Raw genomic sequence first — 20630 nt, forward strand, 5'->3', positions numbered from 1 at the left:
AGGCAGCCATGACCTTCCCCGCCCTGGACCGAATCGAGGCGCTGGCTCGCAACCTCGACGGATGGCAGCGGCAACTCGCCGATCGGATGGCGGAGCTGGAGCAGACCAGCGCCGAGGGTGTGAGCGACTCCGGTCTGGTGCGGGTCACCGCCGCGGCCGACGGCAAGATCCTTTCTTCGGAGCTGAACGCGCGGGCGATGCGACTGGACTCCTACAGCCTGGCCGAGGAGTTCACCGCAGCCGCCAACCGGGCGCAGGAAGCCGCCGCGGCCCGCGTCCGGGAGTTGGTCGGGGAGGTCATCGGCGACGCAGGCGCCGGTCCGCGCCGGTCCGCCGACTACGAGGGACACTGATGACGACCGACGGGAGCCAGACACGGTACGTCGAGGGGATCACCCGACTGCTGGCGGCCGGGGAGCAGGTGCGCGCGGTGGCCCAGGTGCGAGCGGGCGGCGGGCTGACGCCGGCGCCTCCTTCGCAGCCGTCGACCCCACCCGCCACGGGTGGGCCGGGCTTCCTGGGTGTCCTGCTCAACGTGCTGTCCCCGAACATCACCTTCGGTCGGGCAGACAACGCCGTCGACTGGCTCTTCTTCGGTGTCGGAGGTCGAGGCGATCCGGATTCCCAGGCATCCGTGCTGCACCACGCCCTGACCGCGGCGGCGAAGGGCCCCGGCCTCCGGACCCTCGTGCTGGGGGTCACCGACCAGCGGCTGCTGCTCGGCGCGACAGCACCCGTCGGCCTGCTCTCCAGCTCGACGGCTGACGAACAGGCGCAGGCCGACATCGAACTGCTCGGGTCCGTCCCGCGCACGACCGTCGCCGCCCGGTTCGGCAGGTACCGGTTGAACTGGAAGCGGCTGCGGATCGACTTCGCCGACGGGTCGTGGCTGTCGTTCCACGTGCCGCTGGCCGACTCCAGCCGCCCGCTGCGGGAGGCCGCGGCAGCCCTGTCAGCCGGCTGAGCCACCGACGAGCGGGGCGGGCAGCGGCGCAACGTGCAGCACCGCCAGCCGGGACACCGCCCGGGTGAGCACCACGTACAACCGGTGCAGTCCGCGCGGCTCGGCCGCGACGATCGCGGCCGGCTCGACCACCACCACATGGTCGTACTCCAGGCCCTTGACCAGCGTCGCCGGCACCACCGTGACCCGCTCCGCGGCCGCCACGTCGTCGGCGGTCGCGGTCTCGACACCGGCCTCGGCCAGCGCCGCGCGCAGGCCGTCGACCGCGTCGTCCGCGGCGATCACCCCGACCGATCCGTCGTGCGCGAGCGCCGCGCGCACCTCGGCCACCGTCGCCGAGGTCAGGTCGGTTACCGTACGCACGTCCAGGCCGCCGTCGTGTCGCAGCGACTCAGCCGGCGGTACGTCCACCGCGAGCGCCGGGAGCAGCAGGTTCGCGAATGCGACGACTGCGGCCGGCACCCGGAACCCGATGGTCAACGGGACCACCACCGCGTCCGGCTTGCCCAGATGGGCGAGAGATTCCCTCCAGTCCGTCGCCGCCCACGGCGCGGTGCCCTGGGCGAGATCACCGAGGAGCGTGACCGAGCCGTGCTCACTGCGCCGAGCGATGGCCCGACACTGCATCGGGGAGAGGTCCTGCGCCTCGTCCACCACGACGTGCCCGAACCCGGAGAGCCGTTCCAGCAGCCCGGTCGCCTCGTCGATCAGCACCGCGTCCGCAGCGGTCCAACGGGTCGCCTTCGGCGTGCGGGCTGGCTTCACCCACGTCAACTGCGCCTGCTCAGCGTCGCTGAGCAGCCCGTCCGCTGCGGCGGCGAGCCGGTCCGGATCGGAGAACAGGCCGTGCACCAGCCCTTCCGGGGTGAGCGACGGCCAGACCGCGTCCAGGAAGTCGAGCACCGGCCGGCAGCGGCTCATCCGGCGCAGCCAGGCATCGCTTGGCGACTCCGCACGCCGCGCCTCGGCCTGCCGTTGCAGCAGACTCACCACCCGCGCCTGGACACGTTCCCGACCCGTGCCGTACGGCAGCCCCTCCCGGCGGGTCTCCTCGACGATCCGGTGCAACGGCTCCACCCCGATGCGCCAGCGGAACGAGCCGTCCGACACGGTGATCGACTCGGTCGGAGTGCCGATCTGCGCCTGCACGGCGCGTCGCAGCACGCTCGCCATCCGTACATCGTGTTTGAGCGCGGCCACCGCCGGGGCCTCGACCGCCCGAACCGCCACCCGGGAGATCAACTCCTCCACAGTGGCCTGCTCGACCTCGACCTCACCGAGCGCCGGCAGCACCGCCGCGATGTACGACAGGAACGCCCGGTTCGGCCCGACGATCAACACACCCGCCCGTCGCAACCGCTCCCGGTGCAGGTAGAGCAGGTACGCGGCCCGGTGCAGACCCACGGCCGTCTTCCCCGTACCCGGCGCGCCCTGCACACAGATCGAGTCGGCGAGATCAGCCCGGACCAGCTCGTCCTGCTCCGGCTGGATCGTGGCGACGATGTCCCGCATCGGCCCGACGCGTGGACGCTCGATCTCGGCGGTGAGGATCCGACTGGTCGTACCGAGCTCTTCGCCCCGATCCAGCCGCTCATCCTCGAAGCTGGTCAGCACACCATTGCTGAACCCGAACCGTCGCCGAACCGCCACCCCCTGCGGATCCCGCACACTGGCCCGGTAGAACGAACGGGAGACCGGTGCCCGCCAGTCCAGCACCAACGGCTCACCACGATCATCGGTGACATGCCGCCGCCCCACGTGATACCGCCGACCGTGATGATCGCCGCTGGCGTCAGGCGGGGTCGGCTCGATGGCGGGCCTGCCGGCTGTGGTCCGGTTGCCTGTGGCCGTGTTGCCTGTGGTCCCGTTGCCTGTGGCCGTCTTGCCTGCGGTGCTGTTGTCAGGGGCGCCGGCGAAGTCGAGGCGGCCGAAGAAGAGCGGGGTGGTCGGGTCGTCGGCCAGCTCGGCGACCCGGCGGGCGAGGGTGCGGCCGAGCGTCTCGGCCGCGTACGCGTCGCCGGCCACCTGGTCACCGGTGGCGAAAAGAGACTCGGCCCGCTCCCGCATCCGACCCAGTGCCGCCCGCGAGGTGCTGAGATGTGCGCGTTCGGCGGCCAGGTCCGCGTCGAGGCCGGTGTCAGTGTCGGTGTCGAGGTCAAGTGCGGGCATGCTGACGTCCCATCGTTCACATCTGCTGCGCGCTCGCGTGTCCGGGGGCGGATGGCCGGCCGCCCGGCGCGAAGACGTCCGTTCCGGTGCAGCTCACCTCGGCCGTCAAGCGGCCTGCAACCCTACGCTTCCCAACCCGCCACAGCCATCGAATTACCGACGCGACCACCCGTCCGAGACGGCGTGTCGCCCGGTCGGCTGTCGCTGGGCGATCACGCCCCGCCCGAGGCCGTGCTTTCTCCTGCCGCGACCGCGCGCCGCCAGTGATCGACTCGACTCGGCTTTCAGGAAGTCGCGTGGCCTGGGCCGGTGGGACGCCCCGGTTTCCAGCAAGCCGAGTCAATCAGCGGGAGGCGCGCGGCTCGGGATGGCAGGGGACAGCAGGGCTAGCAGGGCTGTCGCGGTCGTTGATCGCGGTGGCGGTGGCGGTGGCGGTGGCGGTGGCGGTGGCGGTGGCGGTGGCAGGGCGCGGCCGTCCGCCGCGGTCGCCGGTCGCTGATCGCGGTGGCGCGGTGGCAAGGCGCGGGCCCTCCGTCGTGGTCGCCGGTCACCGGTCGCCGGTGACGCTGGCAAGGCGCGGCTGTCTGTCGCGGTTGCCGGTCGCGGTGGTGGTGGGAGGGCGCGGCTGTCTGTCGCGGTTGCCGGTCGGGGTGGCAAGGCGCGGTCAGGGTCGCCGTGGCGGTCGCCGGTCGCGGTGGCAGGCGTGGTTGCGGGCGGAGTGGCCGTGGCCGGCCGCTTCAGCAGCGCAGGTGGTAGAGGTTGCGACGCGGGGTCGTAGTGGGTCTAGCCAGCTGGGCGGGAGGAATTCAGGTCGGCCGTCCGCGAGCCGGACCGTCCAGTCGCCGCGGTGGATGAGCCGGTGGTGGTAACCGCAGAGCAGCACCGCATTGCCCAGCGCCGTCACCCCACCGTCGGCCCAGTGTCGGATGTGGTGGCCGTCGCACCATCTCGGCGGTCGATCACAACCAGGAAAGGCGCAACCGCCGTCTCGCAGGACCAGCGCGCGTCGCAATGGGCCGGTGAAGAGCCGGCGCTGCCGGCCGACGTCCAGGACCTGACTGTTGCCGTCGAGCACGACCGGCAGCACACCCGCGTCGCAGGCCAGGCGCCGGACCGCACCGGGGGTGAGGTGCGTGCCGGTCTCCAGTGTTCCGGCGCGTACGCCGTTGACCAGTTCCTCCAGCGCAACGGTCACCACCAGCTGAGGACGGTCGCCGCCGTTGTCGGGCAGCTGACCGGTGCGTAGAGCCAGTCGGCAGATCTCGCCCAACGCATCAGCGCGGCGCTGACCAGGACTGCGGTCATCCTGCCCACCGGCTGGAGCGCAGAGCGGATCGATCGCCTCGCGCAGCAGGCTCGCGGTTTCGGTGTCGAGGTTGCCGCTGAGGCGTACCTGGCCGTTGCGTTGCTCGGAAAGCGTGACGTGCCGGCGGGCCTCTGCTCGCTCGGTGGCCCGCTCCAGAGCCTTCAACTCAGCCTGGTCGGCCAATTCCGGGGCGACGTGCGCGAGGACGCGCTCGCCGAGCCGGCTCAGGCTTGTCGGATCGAAGCGGTCGGCCAAGGCGACCAGTAGTTGGGTGGCCTTGTCCGCAACCTCGGGGCCTGCTTCGACCGGGAGGGCGGCGATCGTTTCGGCCACCACCCGACCCTGCTCAACCGTCATGACACCGGCGAGCAGAGCGTCGCGCACCGCTGGCGGAGCAGCGTCGATGGTGGCGGCGAGCTGGACCAGTTGGCGGGCGCTGCGCCCCGAGAGCCGCAGCCGCTCCCGGAGCCACACGGCAGTGGACGAGGCGCCCTGAGCGACCGCCACCCCGCGACCGTCCAACTCGCGGACCAGACCGAGCTGGACTGCGGCCAACCGCTGCCCCAACACGTGGGTCGCGTCGAGCGAAGCAAGCAACTCGTCATCGGAGAGCGCCCAGAGCGCGGTTTCGGCGAAGTCATCAACTGCCCCGCTCACCTGCGCCAACGCCTCCAACATATAACCAGAATAGAACTGGTGTACGACACTTTGCAGTCGCCTTGATCAATGAGTGGAACTGACATCATCGAGCATCGTGAGCTGCCGGCTCGCCGTGCCCGATTTCCCCCGCCAGCTTGCGCGTCCGCCGAAGCCGCGCTGCCGAAGCCGCGCTCGCTGGCCCGCGCTCGCCGTCGAATCGGCCTGCTCGCTGCCGAAGGTGACGGCGTGGCCGACGCGCGGTGGCCCGAGCGGGACGCGGAGGTGATGGCAGGTTGGGGAGGCTGCCGGGATCATGGGTGTATGACCGAGGCCCGCTCCGATTCGCGCCGGATGACGATCAGCGACCCCCAGGTGATGCGGGCGATGGCCCATCCGGCCCGGATTGCGATCATGGAGTATTTGAACAGTCGCGAGAGTGGTGGGACCGCCACCGAATGTGCCGAGATCGTCGGGCTCTCGCCGAGCGCTACCAGTTATCACCTGCGGGCGTTGGCGAAGTTCGGTCTGGTCGAGCAGGCACCGAGCCGTGGGGACGCGCGCGAGCGGCTGTGGCGGGTGTCGAGCCCGAGTGTCCTGGTCGAGGCCGGTCGTGATGCCGGGCCTGAGGCGCGTGCGGCGGAGCGGGCGCTGGTGGAGGCGCATGCGGTCCGGGACATCGAGCGGACCCGGGACTGGTTGCGGCGCGCCGGGGACGAGCCTGCGGAGTGGTACAACACGACGCTGTTCGCTGACACGTTGCTTCTGTTGACCGCGGAGGAGTTGAGCGGGCTGAACGACGCGGTCATGGCGCTGCTTCGGCCGTACCAGGCGCGCCGCCGGCAGGCCGACCCGCCGCCGGGGGCGCGTTCGGTCGCTGTGCAGTACCGGACGGTGCCCCTGGCGTAACGACCCTTGCATGAATCAGTTGTGAAGGATTATTTTCGAAGTATGTCCTTCACAACTGATGAGTCGCGCTGGTCGGACGTCTGGCTCGCCGCCGCTGCCCGGGGCACCACGATCTGCGGCGACTTCCTCGCCGCGACCGCGCTGGCGCTGGCGCTACAGGGTGCCGGTGCCGGTGGGCTGGCCGTGTCGGGGCTGCTGCTGGCCGCCACCCTGCCCCTGGTGGTGCTCGCCCCACTCGCGGGCAGACTCGCCGACCGGACAGACAGCCGTACCCTGCTGGTGACCATCGGGTTCGGCCAGGCCGCAATCTGCGCGCTCCTTGCCGTCGTCGAACAGCCGGTCCTGGTGGTAGGGCTCGTCGCCCTGCTGGCCTGCGGGCTCGCGGTCACCCAACCCTGCCTCGCCGCGCTGCTGCCGGCGATGGTCCGCCCGGCCGACCTGCCGCGAGCCAGCGCGATCAGCCAGACCGCCGTATCGCTCGGTGCGCTCGGCGGCCCGGTGCTGGCCGGTCTGCTGGTGGGACAGTTCGGCACCCGCGTACCGCTGCTTCTCGATGCCGCGACCTACCTGGCGCTCGTGGTCGCGGGCCTACTCCTGCGGACCCGACGCGGCGGCCGACGGTCCGCCGCCGCGGCCAGCAAGACCGCAGCCAGCGGCACCGCACCCAGCAAGGCCGCACCCAGCGAGACCGCGGCCAGCGCCGCCGCAGCCAGCGAGGCCGCCGTGAGCAGCGAGACCGCCGCCAGTCGGGCCGCCGCCGTCAGCAGTCCGGCCGTTTCGGGCGGTGTGCCAACCCCGGGGGGTACGGAGGTCGGCTGGCGGCTGCGCCGCGATCCGCTGATGCTCGTCATGGTGGTGAGCACTGCCGTGGTGATCGCGGCGATCGGCGGCATCAACGTGATCGAGGTCTTCTTCATCCGCGAGACCCTGGGGGGCTCGGCGACCACGTACGGCCTGGTCAGCGCCGCGTGGATGGCCGGCATGCTGCCGGGGACCTGGCTCGCCGTACGGCTTGCCCGGCGGCTCGACGACGACGGCGCGTTTGGTACGGGGGGTGTTGGCCACTCTGGCCGTGTGCAGCCTGATGGTGTTGCTGGCGGCGACGGTGCCGGCGGCAGGTGTGCTGGTGCCGCTCTGGTTGGTGGGTGGTGCGGCCAACGGTGGCGAGAACGTCTTCGCCAACCTGCTCACCGCTCGGCGGGTACCGGAGGCGATGCGCGCGCGGGCGTACGCCAGCTACGGCGCGGCGGTGCAGGGTGGCTCGATGGCGGGCTTTCTGATCGGCGGGGCGCTGCTGGCGGTCGTCCCGCCTCGGCCGCTGATCGCCGGCGCCGGTGTGGTCGGGCTGCTGGTGGTGCTGGCTTTCGTCCCGGTCTTAGCCAGGGCGGCACGACGGTCGTCAAGTGCGGGCTTGGCCACTCCGGGCCGGCCCGCCGAGCCGGAGCCGGCAGCCGGGGATACGGTCGGGCCATGGCTGAGCGCATCGCACGCCCGCGGGTCGGGCACATCCAGTTCCTGAACTGCCTGCCGATCTACTGGGGTCTGATGCGCTCCGGTGCCCTGCTCGACGTCGACCTGCAGAAGGACTCGCCGGACCGGTTGAGCGCGGCGCTGGTCGCCGGCGACCTCGACATCGGCCCGATCACGCTGTTGGAGTATCTGAAGCACGCCGACGAGTTGCTGCTCCTGCCCGACCTGGCGGTGGGCAGCGACGGGCCGGTGCTCTCGGTCAACATGGTCTCCACCCGGCCGCTCGCCGAGCTGGACGGCGCCCGGGTGGCGCTCGGCTCGACCTCGCGGACCGGGGTGATGACGGCTCAGCTGCTGCTCGCCGAGCAGTACAACGTGCGGCCCGAGTACTTCCGCTGCCCGCCGGACCTGACCCAGATGCTGCTGGAGGCCGACGCGGCCGTGCTGATCGGGGACGTGGCGCTGCGGGCGTACTACGAGGCACCGCAGAAGGGCCTCACTGTCACCGACCTCGGGCAGGCGTGGCGGGAATGGACCGGGCTGCCGATGGTCTTCGCCGTCTGGGCGGTCCGCCGTGACTTCGCCGCCGCCCACCCGGGCCTGGTGAAGGAGGTGCACGAGGCCTTCCTGCGCTCGCGGGATCTCTGCCTGGCCGAGTTGGACCAGGTCGCCGAGGCGGCTGCCCGCTGGGAGGCCTTCGACGCGGAGACGCTGGCCACGTACTTCCGGGCCCTCGACTTCTCCCTCGGCGAGCGGCAGGTCATCGGGCTGCGCGAGTGGGCCCGTCGGGCCGCCGCCATCGGCGAGGCCCCGGCGCTGCCGGACGGCGGCCCGGAGTTCTTCGCCGGCTGACCGCTGCCAAGCCGGGCCGGCAGAGCGCCGAGCTGCCAACCACGCCCCGGGTCAGAGGTCCCGGGGCGGGCGCGGCCGGCGTCAGCCTGAGCGGCTCAGGTGCCGGGGCGGAGCAGTGCCTCGGTGATCTTCTCGCAGTTCTTCATGCCGTAGTCGTAGCCCATGTTGATCGGGTATTTGACCATCACGCCCATCGTCCAGGTGTCACCGATGGCCAGGCAGTTGATGTGCATCTCCTGCTCCTTGGTCCGGTCGATCCACCCGTTCTTGATGGCGATCTTCTTCTGCTCGGAGGCCGGGAAGGCCTTGCGGATACCGAAGTCGCCGGCTCCGCGAACCAGTTTCATCTCGTTGAGCAGCCACTTGGTCCACTTCGGCCCGGCGGCTGTGCCGGTGACGATGCAGTTGCCCATTCGGGCGGTGTCCCGGGGGGAGAGCGCCGTCCGGCTCCAACCCTTGTCGGGGGCGACGCTGCTGTCGGTCAGTTTGCACATGGAGATGAGTCGCTTGATCGACGCTTCCCGGTCGACCTGGTTGTAGAACTGTTCGGCCCTGGTGTTGTCGCTGTCCCGGATGATCCGCGTCGCGTCGGCGAGCTTCGCGTCGCTCGGGGTCTGGCCGGCGTCGGCCGCGCGACGCAGGTAGTCGGCGACGATCCACGCCTTGATCATCGAGGCGGTCGTGCTGGTCTCGCCCATGTTCTTCGAACCGATGATCTTTCCGGTTCGGCGGTCGAGGACGCTCCAGGAATACCAGCCCTCGATGTTCAGGTCGAGGTCCTTGGCAGCGAACGGCAGCGGCTCCAGCGACGGGCTGGGCTTCGGCGACGGCGAGGACGGCTGGCGGGCGCTGCGGTCGGTGCCGGAGCCGGTGGGGCGGTCGCTGGTGCCGGAGCCGGCGTCGCCCCACTGGGCCGCGGCGGACGACTCGAACGGCGACCCGGGCAGCAGTCGCAGCGACACCAGGACCAGCCCGATGAGGATGACCGCGACGGCGATCAGCCGAACCGGGGAGGCCTCGCCGCCGCCGTTGCGGCGGTCGACTCGGCGGTTGCCGGCCATCAGAGCTTTCCGACCGGCTGCTGCGGCACCTTGAGAGCGGCGCCCGGCTGCGGGGTGACCAGTTGGGTGGCCACACTGGCGCAGACCTTCGCGCCGTAGTCCAGACCGGTCCTGATCGGGTAGCGCAGCATCACCGCGAGGCTCCACTTGCTGGTGACGGCGAGGCAGTTGACGTGCCAGTCGCCGTCGCCGTAGATGGGGGTCCAGCCGTTCTTGATGCTGACCGGGCCCTGAGAGGTGATCGATTTGGGTAGACCGTCGATGATCCCCCAGCGGCCACCACCGGAGGAGGGTTTCTGGTCCTTGGCCGCGGTGGTGCCCCTCACCTTGCTCATCTGGTCCAACACCCACTTGGTCCACTTCGGGCCGGCAGCCTTGCCGTCGGCGATGCAGTCGCCGACGCGAGCCGCGTCGCGGGGGGACATCCGGGTGAAACTCCAGTAGCCGGTGTACGGCTGGACGTTGCCGCGCTTGGTGTCGGTCAGCCCGCAGATCTTGATCGCCCGCTGGATCACCGCGTCGGGGACGCTGCTGGACGAGGGCTTGTAGGAGCCACCCGCAGCGGCGTGGATCTTGTTGGCGGCTCCGTCGTTGCTGTCGATGATGGCGAGGCTGGCCAGCTTCTTCATCGCTGCGGGCGGCTCCCTGTCGCCGAGCTGTCGCAGATAGTCGGAGACGATCCACGCCTTGATCATCGACTCGGTGGAGCTGGTCGCGGTCATGTTCGGCGACCCGGAGATCTTGCCCGTCTTGCGGTCCAGCAGGGCCCACGAGAAGAACTCACCCTTGAAGCTCACCGACACCGGGCCGGCGGCCAGGGTGGGCGGCGGTGGTGGAGTGGGCGCGGGCGCGGCCACGCTCGACGTGCCGCCTCCACCGCCTCCGCCGCTGTCGTCGCTGGCGAGTCGGGCGTACGCGGTGGGGACCAGTAGGACGCCGCCGAGCACGACCGCCGTGATGGCGAGCACCAGGGTCACGCGAGATCGCATGAGTGGGTGAACTCCAGGTGTCAGGGCCGGGGGGACCGGCTTGTCGTCGGGACGAATCGGGTGCGATCGCCGAGGCCGGGGGAGGTGGCCTCTGTGGAGATGTCGACGTCGGCAGCCGATCGGTTGTCCGGCAGAAGTCTACGTCCGGACCAGCGGACCGCCAGGGTCCGACACTAGGCAACCTGGGATAAAGGCGGGATATGGGGCCGGTATGAGGTTTTTGCAGTGATTCATCTTTGTTTCGTGGCCTAGGTCACGGCGACGTAACGGTCCTCGGGTAGCGCAAAGCAGTCATCCGCTCACAGATGGGATGGGCGGATTCCTGTTACACCCCCTGGTGCAACGAGGCGCAAGCTGTAACACTTAGCCTCATGTATGGCAACGACTTCTCCGCCCCGGACGCCGCCACCGACGAGGCGCCCGGCGGCCTGCTGGGCGAGGTCGAGGCCGCCGAGGCCGAGCTGCGCGCAGCGGCGGCGCGCGGGCGGCGTGGCGGACCCGCTCCGGACGAGGACCTGGCGGCGTACTTCGCGGAGGTCGTCGACGCCGAGCAGAAGATCGAGCCCCGTGACTGGATGCCCGAGGCGTACCGGCGGACGCTGATCCGGCAGATCGCCCAGCACGCCCACTCCGAGATCATCGGCATGCAGCCGGAGGGCAACTGGATCAGTCGGGCGCCGTCGCTCAAGCGCAAGGCGATCCTGCTGGCCAAGGTGCAGGACGAGGCGGGTCACGGTCTCTACCTCTACGCCGCCGCCGAGACCCTCGGCATCAGCCGCGACGAGCTGGTCCAACTGCTGCTCGACGGCCGCCAGAAGTACAGCTCGATCTTCAACTACCCCACTTTGAGCTGGGCCGACGTGGGCGCCATCGGGTGGTTGGTGGACGGCGCGGCGATCGTCAACCAGGTCCCGCTCTGCCGCTGCTCCTACGGCCCGTACGCCCGGGCGATGATCCGGGTCTGCAAGGAGGAGTCGTTCCACCAGCGGCAGGGCTACGAGATCCTGCACACCCTGGCGCACGGCACCCCCGCGCAGCAGGCGATGGCGCAGGACGCGGTGGACCGTTGGTGGTACCCGTCGCTGGCCATGTTCGGCCCGCCGGACGGCAACTCCACGCACTCCGCCCAGTCGATGGCCTGGAAGATCAAGCGCTTCTCGAACGACGATCTGCGCCAACGCTTCGTCGACATGTGCGTCCAGCAGGCCGAGATCCTCGGGCTGCGCATCCCCGATGCGGACCTGCGCTGGAACGACGAGCGGCAGGCGTACGACTACACCCAGCCGGACTATGACGAGCTGATGCAGGTGATCTCGGGCGACGGGCCGTGCAACCGGGAGCGGATGGCCCACCGCCGGGCCGCGCACGCCGACGGCGCCTGGGTACGCGAGGCCGCCGCGGCGTACGCCGCGAAGCGGGCGGGACAGAAGGAGACGGTGGCCGCGTGAGCGAGCGTAGCGAGCAAGCCGGACAACCCGGCATGACGAGTCATTCGCCTCTGTGGGAGGTCTTCGTGCGGGCCCGGCGTGGGCTGTCGCACACGCACGTCGGCAGCCTGCACGCGCCCGACGCCGAGCTTGCCCTGCGCAACGCCCGCGACCTCTACACCCGCCGCCAGGAGGGCGTGTCGATCTGGGTGGTGCCGGCCGGTGCGATCACCGCGTCCAGCCCGGACGAGAAGGACGCCTTCTTCGACCCGGCCGCCGACAAGGTGTACCGCCATCCCACCTTCTACGAGGTGCCGGACGGGGTGGCCCACCTGTGAGCGAGCGGAGCGAACGAACCAGCCAGCTCAGCAGCGGGGCGCTTCGCGCCACCGCCGAGCGAAGCGAGGTGACGGCGTGAACGGGCCCTTCGACTTCACCCTCTCGCTCGCCGACGACGCGTTGATCGCGGCCCAGCGGCTGGCCGAGTGGACCACCCGCGCGCCGGAGATGGAAGAGGACATCGCGCTGGCGAACATCGCCCTCGACCAGCTCGGGGCGGCGCGGCTGCTGCTGTCGTACGCCGGCGAGCTGGAGGGCGCCGGCCGCGACGAGGACGCGTTGGCGTACCTGCGCGACGACCGCGAGTTCCGCAACGCGCTAGTGGTCGAGCTGCCCAACGACGACTTCGCGGTGACGATGGCGAAGCTGTTCTTCCTGGCGGCGTACCAACTGCCGTTGTACACGGCGCTGGCCGGCTGCGCGGACGAGCGGCTGGCCGCCATCGGCGCGAAGGCGCGCAAGGAGTCGGCGTACCACCTGGACCATGGCGCGCTGTGGGTGAAGCGGCTCGGTGACGGCACCGAGGAGTCGCATCGTCGGATGCAGGCTGCCGTCGACCAGGTGTGGCCGTACACCCACGAGCTGTTCGCCGCGGACCCGGCGGCTCCGGTCGATCCGGCAACCCTGCGGTCCTCGTTCGACGAGGTCGTCGGCCCGGTGCTGGCCGAGGCGACGCTCACCCAGCCGGGCAGTTCCTGGGCCCCGGCCGGTGGGCGGGCCGGTGTGCACACCGAGCACCTGGCCTACCTGCTCGCCGAGATGCAGGTGCTGCACCGCGCCCACCCCGGAGCGAAGTGGTGAGCGCGCCGAGCGCGAGCCCGGCAATCGCTGACCGCGCCGGCAGGGCGAGCGCACGGGAGGCCGCCGCCAGCGTCGTGGACCCGGAGATCCGGGTCATCACCATCGACGAGCTGGGCATCCTGCGGGCGGTCGAGGAGGATCCGGCCAGTGGCCGGGTGACCGTCACCATCACCCCGACCTACACCGGCTGCCCGGCGATGGACGTGATCCGGGCCGACATCCGCCGCGCGCTCGCCGCCGCCGGCCACCCGGACGCGCAGGTCCAGACCGTCTACAGCCCACCGTGGAGCACCGACTGGATCTCCGAGGGTGGGCGGGCCAAGCTCGCCGCCGCCGGGATCGCCCCGCCGGCCCCGGTGCCCGCCGCCGGCGTCGTGTCCCTGACGCTCGCGGTCCGCTGCCCGCAGTGCGGTTCACCGGAGACCGAGCAGGTCAGCCGGTTCGGTTCCACAGCGTGCAAGGCGTTGTGGCGGTGCCGTTCCTGCTCCGAACCCTTCGACCACCTGAAGGCGCTGTGACTGTCACCATCACCCGCCCGGTTCGCCGCCGGCCGGTCTTCCATCCGTTGTCCGTCGCTGCCGTCGACCGGCTCACCGACGACTCCGTGGCGGTGACCTTCGCCGTACCCGAGGAACTGCGGGAGACCTTCGCGTTCCGCGCCGGCCAGCACCTCACCGTGCGGCGAGCCGCGGAGGACGGCACGGACGTGCGCCGGTCGTACTCGATCTGCTCCACCCCCGACGACCTCGCCCGGCACGGCCGGTTGCGGATCGGGGTGCGGGAGATCCCCGGCGGCGCCTTCTCGGCGTTCGCGTGCGGGGCGCTGCGCGGTGGCGACACCGTGGAGGTGCTGCCGCCGCTGGGCACCTTCACCACGGCGTTCGCGCCGGACCGGGCGCGGCACTACGGCGCGGTCGTCGCCGGCTCCGGCATCACCCCGGTGCTCGGGCTGGTCGCGACGGCCCTGGCCGTCGAGCCAGCCAGCACCTTCACCCTGGTGTACGGCAACCGCACGGCGAACACCGTGATGTTCGCCGAGGAACTGGCCGACCTGAAGGACCGTTACCCCACCCGGCTGCACCTGGTGCACGTCCTCTCCCGGGAACAGGGCGAGTCGCCGCTGCTCTCCGGTCGGATCGACGCCGAGCGGCTGGGCCGGTTGCTGGGCACCATCGTGCCGGGCGACCTGATCGAGGAGTGGTTCCTCTGCGGCCCGTACGGCATGGTGGTCGACGTCCGGGACGTGCTCACCGCACGCGGGCTGCCCGAGTCGGCGGTGCACACCGAGCTGTTCCACGTCGACACGCCACCGGAGCCGGTGCGCCGACCCGTCGACCAGGCGGGCGCCGGGGCCGAGGTGACCATCGTGCTGGACGGCCGGTCGTCGAGCTTCACCATGGGTCGTGAGGAACGGGTGCTGGACGCCGCGCTGAAGGTGCGGGGTGAGCTGCCGTACGCCTGCAAGGGTGGCGTCTGCTCGACCTGCAAGGCGAAGGTCGTGGACGGCGCTGTCACGATGGCCCGCAACTACGCGCTGGAGCCCGACGAACTGGCCGCCGGCTACGTGCTGACCTGCCAGTCCAGCCCGACCACCGACAGGCTCACTGTCGACTACGACGCCTAGACCACCCCACCCCACCCCACCCCACCCCTCATCCGCGCCGATCTTGCATTTTCGGTTGTCGATATGCGCGGAATGCCCTCGTGTGTCGCGACAGTAAGTGCAAGATCGCGGTGAGGTGTGGCGGCGACCCGCTTGGTGCTGGCTTCGGTGGGGTCCAGCGTCTGCGGAGCGAATCACAGCCTGAACACCCCTCAGGGCAGGGGCGCGTCACCGGCGTAGGCTCGGGGTGTGACGGTGAGCCGGGAGATCGACGACATCCTGCAGCGCGGCGCGGACGGCGGGCGGATCACGCCCGAGGAGGCGCTGCTGCTCTACACCGAGGCGCCCTTCCACGCGTTGGGCGAGGCGGCGGACGCGGTGCGCCGGCGGCGCTACCCGGACAACGTCGTCACCTACCTGATCGACCGCAACATCAACTACACGAACGTCTGCGTGACGGCGTGCAAGTTCTGCGCGTTCTACCGGGCGCCCAAGCACAAGGAAGGGTGGACCCACCCGACCGAGGAGATCCTGCGCCGCTGCGGCGAGGCGGTCGAGCTGGGCGCCACCCAGGTGATGCTCCAGGGCGGGCACCACCCGGACTACGGCGTGGAGTACTACGAGGAGCTGTTCTCCTCGGTCAAGCAGGCGTACCCGCAGCTGGTCATCCACTCGATCGGCCCCAGCGAGATCCTGCACATGGCCAAGGTCTCCGGGGTGAGCCTGGACGAGGCCATCGCCCGGATCAAGACCGCCGGCCTGGACTCGATCGCCGGCGCCGGCGCGGAGATGCTGCCCGAGCGGCCCCGCAAGGCGATCGCCCCCCTCAAGGAGTCGGGCGAGCGCTGGCTGGAGGTCATGGAGCTGGCCCACCGGCAGGGCATCGAGTCGACCGCCACCATGATGATGGGCACCGGCGAGACGCACGCCGAGCGGATCGAGCACCTGCGCATGATCCGTGACGTGCAGGACCGCACCGGCGGTTTCCGGTCGTTCATCCCGTGGACGTACCAGCCGGAGAACAACCACCTGAAGGGCCGCACCCAGGCGACCACCCTGGAATACCTGCGGCTGGTCGCGGTGGCCCGGCTCTTCTTCGAGACCGTGCCGCACCTGCAGGCGTCCTGGTTGACCACCGGCAAGGACGTCGGGCAGCTTTCGCTGCACATGGGCGTGGACGACCTCGGGTCGATCATGCTGGAGGAGAACGTCATCTCCTCCGCCGGTGCCCGGCACCGCTCCAACCTGCACGAGCTGATCGGCATGATCCGCTCGGCGGACCGGATCCCCGCGCAGCGCGACACCCTCTACAACCGGCTCGCCGTGCACCACACGCCGGCCGACGACCCGACCGACGAGCGGGTGGTCTCGCACTTCTCCTCGATCGCGCTGCCCGGCGGAGGCGCGGGCCGATCCCTGCCGCTGGTGGACGTCAGCTGACGGTCGACACCCGGCCGTTCGGCTGATCGACGCTCATGCTCCCGCCGGGTCACCCCGGCGGTACGGGTGGTCCCCGTCGCCGCAGCGTCAGCCTCTCCGGTCTGGGGCTGGTGGAGATGATGGTCGGCGGCTAGCGTCCCGGCTCATATTCGTCGCCACCGTCGACGAAAGAGGCTGTCCTCCATCGGCCCGCTGCGGGTCGTTCATATAACGCACGGCAGTACGGGCGGGATGGGTGACCATCCCGCCCGTACTGTCTGCGCAGCTCGGGCCGGACGGACGAAAACGGCTCCGCCCGCTGGCGTGGAAGATCGGCCTCCGATAGCGTCCGCTCGTTCCGCAACCATTCTTCCTTCCCTACCCCCCGGGGGACTGATGACAGCGTTCCACCGCTCGACGCTGGTGCGCGCCAGTGTCGTGGCGCTGCTCGCGGCCGGCGGCATCGCCGCCGTGGCCGCTCCAGTGCTGGCGGCCGAGCAGGCCGATCTGGCCCTGGTGCCGCTCAGCTACAACCTGGCCAAGGGTGTCACGGAGGCCAAGAGCAAGCCGTTCAAGTTCTCCGTCGACAACAGCCGGAGCGAGGAAGACGCCAAGGGCGTCAGTTACACGGTGGACACCAGCAAGCTGAAGACGAACAAGGTCCGGGTCGTGGTGCCCGACGGCTGCCGGGTGAACGGCAAGAAGTTCACCTGCCGCCTCGGCGACCTGGCCGCCGGCACCAGCGAGGACTTCGGTATCCCGATCTTCTCCACCGGTGGCAAGGGCGCCGCCGGCACCCTGGTGGTCACCATCCGCTCGGCCACCGAGGACCCCAACAAGGAAGACAACAAGGTCGAGCACGACATCACCGTCACCGAGCCCGGGTACGACCTGACCAGTTGGGTGCAGGACGTCAACGCCAACGTCGTGCTGAATGGCGTCAACGGCGACGACCCCGACCTTCGGCCGGTGCGGCCGGGCGAGACGGTGCCGGTCGACTGGGCGGTCTACAACGACGGCAGCCGCAAGGCCACCGGTCTCGCCTACGTGCTGACCCTGCCGGCGGGCGTCACCTTCGACACCCTGCCCGACACGTGCACCACGCAGACGTTCGGTGTCGCTCAGGCGCTCTGCCAGGACGACGGCGCGGTGATCCGCCCCGGTGACTACTACACCGCGGACATCAAGGTGACAGTCGGCAAGGACGTCACCGAACCCGTGCTGCGGGTCGGCGAGCTGGTGGCGCACGGCCTGGACGCGGCAGCGGGCCAGCCCGAGAAGCAGCCACGGCGGGCCAGCACCGCCCAGCGGAAGGCCTTCACCGAGATCGACGAGGGCGACAACCAGGCGATCTTCGACGTCTTCGTCGACCAGACCGTCGACCCGACGCCGACGCCGACGGTCACGCCGACCGAGTCGCCGACCCCGACGCCGACGGTCACGCCGACCGAGTCTCCGACGCCGACGCCGACGGTCACGCCGACCGAGACGCCGACGCCGACGGAGACGCCGACCCCGACGCCGACGGTCACCCCGACCGAGACGCCGACGGAGACGCCGACGCCGACGCCGACGGTCACCCCGACCGGGACGCCGACGCCGACCGAGACGCCGACCCCGACGCCGACGGTCACCCCGACCGCGACGCCGACCCCGACGGAGACGCCGACCCCGACGCCGACGGTCACCCCCACGGCGACGCCGACCCCGACGGTCACTCCGACGAAGACGCCGACCGTTACGCCGACCCCGACCGCAACGGAGACGCCGACGGCCACTCCGACCGCGACTGCCACTCCGACGCCGATCCCCAGCGGTACGACGACGCCGGGCACGACCGTCTCGCCGGGTGCCGGTGATGGTTCCACCGGTGGTGGCTCCGGCGGTGGCGGCCTGCCGGTGACCGGTGTGCAGGTTGGCCTGATCGGCGGCATCGGCGTGATCATCCTGCTGGTGGGTGGGGCGCTGCTGGTGCTCACCCGTCGCCGCAAGGTGGTCCTGGTCTCGCCGACGGACGAGAAGTCGACCGACTGACACCGCTGTCCTGACCAGCGGCGCGCACGAGCGGCGCGACCGCGACGGGTGCCATGGCGACAGGCGTTCTGACCGAGGTGTCACGGACGCGGGTACGACGCGAGGGCGGGGTGGGCGACCACCCCGCCCTTTCGCGTACGGGGTGCGGGCCGCCCACCCAGCGAACGTCGGTTGGCGGGCGGCTGGCAGAGTGAGGGGGTGAGCCGTACCCCGCAGGGCCAGCGCGCCAGTCTGGACAAGCAGCCGCACGAGGTCGCCGCGATGTTCGACGGCGTGGCAGAGCGTTACGACCTGACCAACACGGTGATCTCGCTGGGCCAGGATCGCTCCTGGCGGCGGGCCACCCGGGCGGCGCTCGGGCTGCGGCCGGGCGAGCGGGTGCTGGACGTGGGCGCGGGCACCGGCGTCTCGACGCGCGAGCTGGCCCAGTCCGGGGCGTACGCGGTCGGGGTCGACCTGTCACTGGGCATGTTGCACACCGGCAAGCGGGCCCGGCCCGAGGTGCCGCTGCTGGCGGGAGACGCGCTGCGGCTGCCGTTCACCGACGCCAGCTTCGACGCGGTGACCATCTCCTTCGCGTTGCGCAACGTCAACGACACCGACGCGGCGCTGCGTGAGCTGGCCCGGGTGACCCGGCCGGGCGGCCGGCTGGTGGTCTGCGAGTTCAGCACCCCGGTCAACCCGGTCTTCCGGACGGTCTACCTGTCGTACCTGATGCGGTCGCTGCCGGCGGTAGCCCGCACTGTGTCGAGCAACCCCGAGGCGTACGTCTATCTCGCCGAGTCGGTCCGCGCCTGGCCGGCGCAGTCCGCGCTGGCCGGCCGGGTGGCCGCAGCCGGGTGGGGGCGCGTGGCGTGGCGCAACCTGACCGGTGGCGTGGTGGCCCTGCACCGGGGGATCCGCGAGTAGCGGGCGGACCGCACCACACGACACTGACAATTATTCAGGTTCCGTAAATATCGGACTTGGTCCACTTTGCCCGGTACGCTCGATCGCATGACCGGAGCAGACCCGGCGGACCCGGTGGCCGCGACCGATGACGACGCGGCCGAGCTCATCTCCCAGTTGCGCGAGTTGGCCGGGGCCGACCCGGTGGAGGTCCGGCAGGTGGTCGCCGAGGTTCTGGCGGCACTGGACCGGGCGGCGGGTGGGGCGCTCCGCGAGCATCTGCCGGAGACAATTCGGGTCGATGCGGGCTTGGACGCCTCCAGCCCGGCCTGACACCTGACCGCTGTGGACGGTGGTGAGCTGTCACATCGGCGAGTTAGGTACCCCTGATCCTGCGCTGGTATGACGCCGGTCATACACTCGTCCCGTCTGGCTTGTGAAGCATTTCACGAGCGTGCGGGAGGAGGCGCGGATGACCGCGGTGGAACATGACGCCGACGTCATTGTCGTGGGCGCCGGTCCCGGTGGATCAGCGACTGCGTACCACCTGGCCCGGCACGGCGTACGGGTGCTGTTGTTGGAGAAGACCGAGTTCCCCCGGGAGAAGGTCTGCGGCGACGGGTTGACCCCGCGCGCGGTGCGCCAGCTCATCCGCATGGGTGTGGACACCTCGCCCGAGGCGGGCTGGCTGCACAACCGTGGCCTGCGGGTCATCGGCGGTGGGGTGCGCCTCGAACTGGACTGGCCGGAGCTGGCCAGCTTCCCCAACTACGGTCTGGTGCGCACGCGCCTGGACTTCGACGACCTGCTCGCCCAGCGGGCGGTGGCTGCCGGCGCGAAACTTCGGACCAGCGTCAACGTGCTGGGCCCGGTGCTCGACGGCGATGGCCGCGTCACCGGCGTCGAGGCGGAGGTCGGGCCGGGCAAGGAGCCCACCACCTTCCACGCCCCGCTGGTCGTCGCGGCGGACGGCGTCTCCGGCCGGTTCCCGCTGGCGCTCGGGCTGGGCAAGCGGGAGGACCGGCCGATCGGTGTCGCCGTCCGCCGCTACTACCGCTCGCCGGCCAAGCACGAGGACAACTACCTGGAGTCCTGGCTGGAGCTGCGCAGCAAGGACAGCGGCGACAACCTGCTGCCCGGGTACGGCTGGATCTTCGGCCTCGGTGACGGGCGGGTCAACGTCGGGCTCGGCGTGCTCAACTCGTCCTCGGCGTTCGGCAAGACCAACTACCGCCGGCTGCTGACCGACTGGCTCGCAAACACCCCGGAAGACTGGGGGATGACCGACGAGACCAACGCCGACGGCCCGATCCTCGGTGCCGCGCTGCCGATGGGCTTCAACCGGGTGCCCCACTACACCCGGGGAGTGCTGCTGGTCGGCGACTCAGGCGGCATGGTCAACCCGTTCAACGGCGAGGGCATCGCGTACGCGATGGAGTCCGGCGAACTGGCCGCGGAGGTCATGCTCCAGGCCCTCGCCCGGCCGGCCGGCCCGGAACGCGAGCGCGCGTTGTTGGCGTACCCGAACGAGTTGAAGGCCCGGCTCGGCGGCTACTACCGGCTGGGCGGCATCTTCGTGAAACTGATCGGCCGCCCCGAGATCATGCGGATCGCCACCAAACACGGCATGCCGCACCCGACGCTGATGCGTTTCGTGCTCAAGCTGTTGGCCAACCTGACCGACCCGCGCGGCGGGGACGCGATGGATCGGGTCATCAACGCGATGACGAAGGCCGCCCCAGCCGTATAAGTAGGACGGCATC

General features: G+C 70.8%; 18 protein-coding genes and 2 pseudogenes. 16 read left to right on the forward strand and 4 right to left on the reverse strand.

The window, feature by feature from the left end; all coding sequences use genetic code 11:
- Positions 1–8 precede the first annotated feature (8 nt).
- Both ABZU43_RS02705 and ABZU43_RS02710 read left to right on the forward strand, forming a co-directional pair.
- Positions 9–353, forward strand: a complete 345-nt coding sequence (locus ABZU43_RS02705) for a YbaB/EbfC family nucleoid-associated protein (RefSeq protein ID WP_355004833.1) — start codon at positions 9–11, stop codon at positions 351–353.
- Positions 353–964, forward strand: coding sequence for a hypothetical protein (locus tag ABZU43_RS02710; RefSeq protein ID WP_355004834.1), 612 nt, complete (start codon positions 353–355; stop codon positions 962–964). The genes ABZU43_RS02705 and ABZU43_RS02710 overlap by 1 nt, the downstream gene beginning before the upstream one ends.
- Here the strand turns inward: ABZU43_RS02710 and ABZU43_RS02715 are convergent.
- Together ABZU43_RS02715 and ABZU43_RS02720 are read right to left on the reverse strand one after the other, a co-directional pair.
- The gene (locus ABZU43_RS02715) at positions 953–3133 is read right to left on the reverse strand and encodes an AAA family ATPase (RefSeq protein WP_355004835.1); all 2181 of its coding nucleotides are present in this window, start codon (positions 3131–3133) and stop codon (positions 953–955) included. The two genes, ABZU43_RS02710 and ABZU43_RS02715, sit on opposite strands and share 12 nt — an antisense overlap.
- A gap of 664 nt (positions 3134–3797) precedes the next feature.
- A complete protein-coding gene (locus ABZU43_RS02720; RefSeq protein WP_355004836.1) occupies positions 3798–5117 on the reverse strand; it encodes a DUF222 domain-containing protein in 1320 nt (439 codons plus the stop codon).
- Positions 5118–5399: 282 nt separating this feature from the next.
- On the opposite strand from ABZU43_RS02720, the gene ABZU43_RS02725 reads away from it, so the two are divergent.
- The 4 genes and pseudogenes from ABZU43_RS02725 (at position 5400) to ABZU43_RS02740 (ending at position 8306) form a co-directional block, all read left to right on the forward strand.
- Positions 5400–5984, forward strand: coding sequence for a winged helix-turn-helix domain-containing protein (locus ABZU43_RS02725; RefSeq protein WP_355004837.1), 585 nt, complete (start codon positions 5400–5402; stop codon positions 5982–5984).
- Positions 5985–6026: 42 nt separating this feature from the next.
- Positions 6027–6548 (forward strand): annotated as a pseudogene (locus tag ABZU43_RS02730) (MFS transporter); the annotation flags it as partial.
- Between the two features lie 520 nt (positions 6549–7068).
- Positions 7069–7503, forward strand: coding sequence for a hypothetical protein (locus ABZU43_RS02735; RefSeq protein WP_355005182.1), 435 nt, complete (start codon positions 7069–7071; stop codon positions 7501–7503).
- Positions 7455–8306 carry a menaquinone biosynthesis protein gene (locus ABZU43_RS02740; RefSeq protein WP_355005183.1) on the forward strand — a complete coding sequence of 284 codons (852 nt, stop codon included), beginning with the start codon at positions 7455–7457 and terminating at the stop codon, positions 8304–8306. The genes ABZU43_RS02735 and ABZU43_RS02740 overlap by 49 nt, the downstream gene beginning before the upstream one ends.
- Before the next feature lie 95 nt (positions 8307–8401).
- Here ABZU43_RS02740 and ABZU43_RS02745 read toward each other — a convergent pair whose 3' ends face one another.
- Complete coding sequence (locus ABZU43_RS02745; protein ID WP_355004838.1) at positions 8402–9367, reverse strand: hypothetical protein; 966 nt, start codon at positions 9365–9367, stop codon at positions 8402–8404.
- The gene (locus ABZU43_RS02750; protein WP_355004839.1) at positions 9367–10356 is read right to left on the reverse strand and encodes a hypothetical protein; all 990 of its coding nucleotides are present in this window, start codon (positions 10354–10356) and stop codon (positions 9367–9369) included. The genes ABZU43_RS02745 and ABZU43_RS02750 overlap by 1 nt, the downstream gene beginning before the upstream one ends.
- Positions 10357–10727: 371 nt before the next feature.
- Here ABZU43_RS02750 and paaA point away from each other — a divergent pair, with 371 nt between their 5' ends.
- From paaA to ABZU43_RS02800, 10 genes and pseudogenes are all read left to right on the forward strand, one after another.
- Positions 10728–11804 (forward strand): 1,2-phenylacetyl-CoA epoxidase subunit PaaA, encoded by a 1077-nt coding sequence (gene paaA / locus ABZU43_RS02755; protein ID WP_355004840.1) that lies wholly within the window; start codon positions 10728–10730, stop codon positions 11802–11804.
- A gap of 32 nt (positions 11805–11836) precedes the next feature.
- Positions 11837–12121 (forward strand): 1,2-phenylacetyl-CoA epoxidase subunit PaaB, encoded by a 285-nt coding sequence (paaB, locus tag ABZU43_RS02760; protein ID WP_238668904.1) that lies wholly within the window; start codon positions 11837–11839, stop codon positions 12119–12121.
- A gap of 76 nt (positions 12122–12197) precedes the next feature.
- Positions 12198–12923, forward strand: a complete 726-nt coding sequence (paaC, locus tag ABZU43_RS02765) for a 1,2-phenylacetyl-CoA epoxidase subunit PaaC (protein WP_355004841.1) — start codon at positions 12198–12200, stop codon at positions 12921–12923.
- Positions 12924–12946: 23 nt separating this feature from the next.
- Complete coding sequence (gene paaD / locus ABZU43_RS02770) at positions 12947–13441, forward strand: 1,2-phenylacetyl-CoA epoxidase subunit PaaD (RefSeq protein ID WP_355005184.1); 495 nt, start codon at positions 12947–12949, stop codon at positions 13439–13441.
- Positions 13438–14547: a 1,2-phenylacetyl-CoA epoxidase subunit PaaE gene (gene paaE, locus ABZU43_RS02775; RefSeq protein ID WP_355004842.1), complete on the forward strand. Its 1110-nt coding sequence runs from the start codon at positions 13438–13440 to the stop codon at positions 14545–14547. The genes paaD and paaE overlap by 4 nt, the downstream gene beginning before the upstream one ends.
- Before the next feature lie 228 nt (positions 14548–14775).
- Positions 14776–15966, forward strand: a complete 1191-nt coding sequence (gene mqnC / locus ABZU43_RS02780) for a cyclic dehypoxanthinyl futalosine synthase (protein WP_355004843.1) — start codon at positions 14776–14778, stop codon at positions 15964–15966.
- Between the two features lie 375 nt (positions 15967–16341).
- Positions 16342–17427, forward strand: a pseudogene (locus ABZU43_RS02785) (cell wall anchor protein); the annotation flags it as partial.
- Between the two features lie 750 nt (positions 17428–18177).
- Positions 18178–18888 carry a demethylmenaquinone methyltransferase gene (locus tag ABZU43_RS02790; RefSeq protein ID WP_355004844.1) on the forward strand — a complete coding sequence of 237 codons (711 nt, stop codon included), beginning with the start codon at positions 18178–18180 and terminating at the stop codon, positions 18886–18888.
- Positions 18889–18975: 87 nt separating this feature from the next.
- Positions 18976–19200, forward strand: coding sequence for a hypothetical protein (locus tag ABZU43_RS02795; protein ID WP_091395588.1), 225 nt, complete (start codon positions 18976–18978; stop codon positions 19198–19200).
- Between the two features lie 139 nt (positions 19201–19339).
- A complete protein-coding gene (locus ABZU43_RS02800) occupies positions 19340–20617 on the forward strand; it encodes a geranylgeranyl reductase family protein (RefSeq protein WP_355004845.1) in 1278 nt (425 codons plus the stop codon).
- The last annotated feature ends 13 nt before the right edge of the window (positions 20618–20630 follow it).

Source organism: Micromonospora sp. NPDC005205, from assembly GCF_040608275.1.
Classification (GTDB): Bacteria; Actinomycetota; Actinomycetes; order Mycobacteriales; family Micromonosporaceae; genus Micromonospora.

What these genes read in the sequence shown, in the direction of transcription:
- ABZU43_RS02705 (WP_355004833.1), top strand. Translation starts at nt 9, where the DNA reads ATGACCTTCCCCGCCCTGGACCGAATCGAGGCGCTGGCTCGCAACCTC.
- ABZU43_RS02710 (WP_355004834.1), top strand. Translation starts at nt 353, where the DNA reads ATGACGACCGACGGGAGCCAGACACGGTACGTCGAGGGGATCACCCGA.
- ABZU43_RS02715 (WP_355004835.1), bottom strand. Translation starts at nt 3,133, where the DNA reads ATGCCCGCACTTGACCTCGACACCGACACTGACACCGGCCTCGACGCG.
- ABZU43_RS02720 (WP_355004836.1), bottom strand. Translation starts at nt 5,117, where the DNA reads ATGTTGGAGGCGTTGGCGCAGGTGAGCGGGGCAGTTGATGACTTCGCC.
- ABZU43_RS02725 (WP_355004837.1), top strand. Translation starts at nt 5,400, where the DNA reads ATGACCGAGGCCCGCTCCGATTCGCGCCGGATGACGATCAGCGACCCC.
- ABZU43_RS02735 (WP_355005182.1), top strand. Translation starts at nt 7,069, where the DNA reads ATGGTGTTGCTGGCGGCGACGGTGCCGGCGGCAGGTGTGCTGGTGCCG.
- ABZU43_RS02740 (WP_355005183.1), top strand. Translation starts at nt 7,455, where the DNA reads ATGGCTGAGCGCATCGCACGCCCGCGGGTCGGGCACATCCAGTTCCTG.
- ABZU43_RS02745 (WP_355004838.1), bottom strand. Translation starts at nt 9,367, where the DNA reads ATGGCCGGCAACCGCCGAGTCGACCGCCGCAACGGCGGCGGCGAGGCC.
- ABZU43_RS02750 (WP_355004839.1), bottom strand. Translation starts at nt 10,356, where the DNA reads ATGCGATCTCGCGTGACCCTGGTGCTCGCCATCACGGCGGTCGTGCTC.
- paaA (WP_355004840.1), top strand. Translation starts at nt 10,728, where the DNA reads ATGTATGGCAACGACTTCTCCGCCCCGGACGCCGCCACCGACGAGGCG.
- paaB (WP_238668904.1), top strand. Translation starts at nt 11,837, where the DNA reads ATGACGAGTCATTCGCCTCTGTGGGAGGTCTTCGTGCGGGCCCGGCGT.
- ABZU43_RS02795 (WP_091395588.1), top strand. Translation starts at nt 18,976, where the DNA reads ATGACCGGAGCAGACCCGGCGGACCCGGTGGCCGCGACCGATGACGAC.
- ABZU43_RS02800 (WP_355004845.1), top strand. Translation starts at nt 19,340, where the DNA reads ATGACCGCGGTGGAACATGACGCCGACGTCATTGTCGTGGGCGCCGGT.